Source organism: uncultured Gimesia sp. (assembly GCF_937919775.1).
GTDB lineage: Bacteria > Planctomycetota > Planctomycetia > Planctomycetales > Planctomycetaceae > Gimesia.
On the sequence record NZ_CALFPF010000709.1, the window covers coordinates 1 to 3,615 of the forward strand.

The following is a 3,615-nucleotide window of genomic DNA, read 5'->3' on the forward strand; positions in this document are numbered from 1 at the left end:
TCTCGAAACCGAACATTAAGCAAAACCACAGATTGTGATGCTTTCAAAAGGTTCACACAGGTGTCAGCCGCGACTTTTGGTGTTCCTCTGCTATTGGGAACCAGTGCCGGATCTTCATCTGCGGCTGCCTGAGAGACATCGGGTAAAATTGTTTCAGGCGGGTTTTGTGTCGTCTGTTTCATTGTGATTTTATACTCGATATGCACCGCATGCGGAACAACCGGCGGCTGGCGCCGTGCCGCTCACTTTTGTAAATCGATTCGTCGATTTCCTGTGTGCTGCGCTTGGTCTGGATGTGTCTCCGGGCCGACACGGGCATGGAATGAAACTACAAAATCAATGATGCAAATCATCTTCAGGGGCAGGGTAGAGTCAAGAGGAAAGGGGAGTTTGATGTGGGGCGAGCTGTGTTTGGGAGTGTTTCTCGTGGGGCAGGGCGTGGGCCGGGTGCTGTCGGGAATGCGCGGGTGTGTGTCGAAACGCACAAAATGGAAAGGGTTCCTTTTTAAAAATCGCTCTGAAACAAGCGGTTTTTGTCAGGGGCGCTGGAGACTGGTTTCAGTTTTTCACCTGAACCCGCAGTGTTCTCGCGCGCGACACACAACTCCAGATAAACTATTCAACGCCGCGTTCACGTCAAGTCGAATTTTTTCAGCAGGCTGTGAGGAGTTTTCAGATGTGTGCACGGGAATCTGTTTTTCAAATACCCCCGGCTGGGCTCGAACCAGCAACCTCTGGCTTCGGAAGCCAGCACTCTATCCAATTGAGCTACGGGGGCCTGAAAGGGGAACAAACGCGTGTAAACGGACGGATTACGGGCGGTTTGATTCTCGACAACTCGTTTCCACAACAGTCTATGAACTGATTTACCGTTCGGGGAACGATCTCACAAGCTATAGCACCGTAATTTTAGTGCCGAGTTGAAAGAGAGTCCCGTCAGAGACTTGTAATATTAACAGTTCTTCATAATAAATATGCAAAATCTTAACAATCATCAATCCAAATGAACACCAGTCAACACTCCCATTCACCTTTGATTGGGACAGATACGCTCACATAACAGGATCCGGAAACATCATGTTTGAAATGACGACCACCCTTATCGGAGGTCTGGGGATCTTCCTCCTGGGAATGAAATACATGTCCCAGGGTCTGCAATCCATCGCGGGCGCCAGTTTGAGAAGACTGATCGGCGCGGTGACGAACAACCGGGTTCTGGCGACCCTGGTGGGATTTCTGGTGACCGTGCTGGTTCAGTCCAGCTCTGTCACCACGGTGATGACGGTGGGCTTTGTCAACGGTGGGTTGATGTCGTTGACGCAGGCCATCGGTGTGATCATGGGAGCCAATGTCGGCACGACGATCACGGGCTGGATCCTGGTGCTGAAGATCGGTAAGTATGGTCTGCCGATGTTGGGGGTCTCCGCGTTTGTGTACCTGTTTACCAAACGAGAAAAAGTGCGTTATACGGCTCTGGCAGTGATGGGGGTCGGCATGGTCTTTTTCGGTTTACAGCTCATGAAAGATGCCTGTAAATTTCTGAAGGATCTGCCGGAGTTTCAGGAATGGTTTCTGCATTTTACGGCAGACACTTATATCGGCCTGTATCAGTGCATGCTGGTCGGCTGCATTCTGACCGTGCTGGTGCAATCGTCGTCGGCCACGCTGGGCATTACGATTTCTCTCGCGGCGACAGGGCTTATTCCCTTCGATACTGCGGCTGCACTGGTGCTGGGTGAGAATATTGGTACGACGGTGACTGCGTTGCTCGCTTCATTAGGCACCACCACCAACGCACGCCGCGCGGCCTATTTTCATGTTCTATTCAATATTACCGGCGTGATCTGGGTCTCGACCATTTTTTTCTGGTACGTCGAATTTATCCCCTGGCTGATTGATGTGGATGTCACCAAAGCAGTCATGATCGATGGGCAGCCGACCTATCCGGACTGCGTCAAAGCGATTGCAGCCACCCACTCGGTTTTTAATATTCTGAACACACTCGTCTTTCTGCCTTTCGCAGGTCAGATGGCAACGTTACTGACCTATATCGTCAAAGACAAACCACAGGAAATCGTGCACTTGAGAAGCCTGGATATACGTATTCTCGAAACGCCGGTACTGGCCATTGAGCAATCGCGGGGAGAAGTGATCAAGATGGGGGTCATGTGCGATGAAATGATCCAGATTCTGTATCGCATTCTCTCGCAGGAAATACCTGAGCCCGCTGATGTGGAAAAACTCTTTCATCATGAAGAAGAACTGGACCGCATGCAGGATGAAATCACCAGCTACATTACGCATCTGCTGGCGATGGATCTGCCTCAGGAAGTGATCTCGAAAGGTCGCCGTCAGTTGAGAATGGCAGACGAGTATGAATCGATCAGCGATTACCTGCAGCGAATCGCCAAATTCAGACTGAAGTTAAACAAGCAGGGCAGGGCCTTTGATGAGACTCATAATAATTCCCTGCTCGACGTGCTCAACATGGTGGAAAAACAACTGAGCCACGTCACGATCTCTTATCAGCAGGAAAAGACGGATATCGTCTCTGCGACCGTCAAGTCCGGAAATGAAATCAAGAACAAAGTGAAAACATTATCGCGCGAGCATCTGGAATATCTGTCGGCGGAAAAAGTCGATCCGTATATCAACGTTTCTTATACGGCGACGTTGAACGCCTTGCGTCGGGTGCGGGATCATGTGATCAATCTGGCGGAAGCATTGGCCGGCGAAAAATAGCCGATAAAAAATAACCGGTGAACGACAACTCTCTCAGTCGAGCACGCAGGCAAATTCTTTCAGATTGGCATTCACAACCGGTTGCGGACAGGACCAGACCAGGAAAAACATGGCTTCGCGGATCGCGCGTTCTGCGGGATGGCCTTTGACGAATCCCGCGCCTTTAACCGCCGCCAATAACGCCTGCGACGCACGGATGACCAACGAATTGGACCGCTCGCGAATCTTCTCGGAGATCGAGCCGTTCAGCGTTCCCGAATTCAGAGCCTCAAACATCTCAGCCATAATCGCCTGATACTCTGCATGGAAGGGATTGAAGATTTCGAGCAGATCTGGTCGCTGTTCGGCTTCTGCTTCCAGACGCAAGATCGCCCGCCTGGCAACTCCCAGCGCTAAAGCCGATGTGGTCAGGGAACCCGCGCCCCCTTGACCGTCGAGACGTTTCATGACATTTTCCACCGGACCTGCGATCAGATTTGCAGCGGGAATCGTCACCTGATTCAGACTGACGGCCCCCGTTTGCGAGCCGGTCATCGATAACATTTCGATCGGCGATTGAATATCGACTCCCGGAAAATCGGTGTTGACCAGCCCGAGAATTTGCGTACCATCATCACAGACGCCGCCGGTCACGATGTAGTCAGCATGCACGGCGCCGGTGACCCAGGGAACGAATCCGTTCAGCAACCAGCCTTTTGAAGTTTTCTTCGCAATCACCGACGGCTTACTGAGGTGCTGGCGTGAAGTCGTCAGATGGGAAATGCCTACGGTGGCAAACATCGTTCCCGTGATCAGTTCGTTAAACACGCTGGTTTTCAGATTCCGGTCTGCCGACCAGTTAATCCGCTGACAGGCGGCGTTAAACTGGGTCAA

The 3,615-nt window shown here is 51.5% G+C and carries 3 protein-coding genes and 1 tRNA gene; 1 reads left to right on the forward strand and 3 read right to left on the reverse strand.

Going from position 1 to position 3,615, the window contains the following annotated elements:
- Positions 1–182 (reverse strand): hypothetical protein (locus Q0294_RS20075; protein ID WP_299469013.1); only part of this gene is annotated, 182 nt, incomplete at its 3' end.
- A 522-nt stretch (positions 183–704) separates the two neighbouring features.
- Positions 705–778: transfer RNA gene (locus Q0294_RS20080), tRNA-Arg, on the reverse strand.
- Positions 779–1,077: 299 nt separating this feature from the next.
- Between Q0294_RS20080 and Q0294_RS20085 the strand changes: the two genes are divergently transcribed.
- Positions 1,078–2,742 carry a Na/Pi cotransporter family protein gene (locus tag Q0294_RS20085; protein ID WP_299469015.1) on the forward strand — a complete coding sequence of 555 codons (1,665 nt, stop codon included), beginning with the start codon at positions 1,078–1,080 and terminating at the stop codon, positions 2,740–2,742.
- A gap of 33 nt (positions 2,743–2,775) precedes the next feature.
- Here the strand turns inward: Q0294_RS20085 and Q0294_RS20090 are convergent.
- The coding region (locus Q0294_RS20090; RefSeq protein ID WP_299469018.1) for an acyl-CoA dehydrogenase family protein at positions 2,776–3,615 on the reverse strand (840 nt) is incomplete at its 5' end.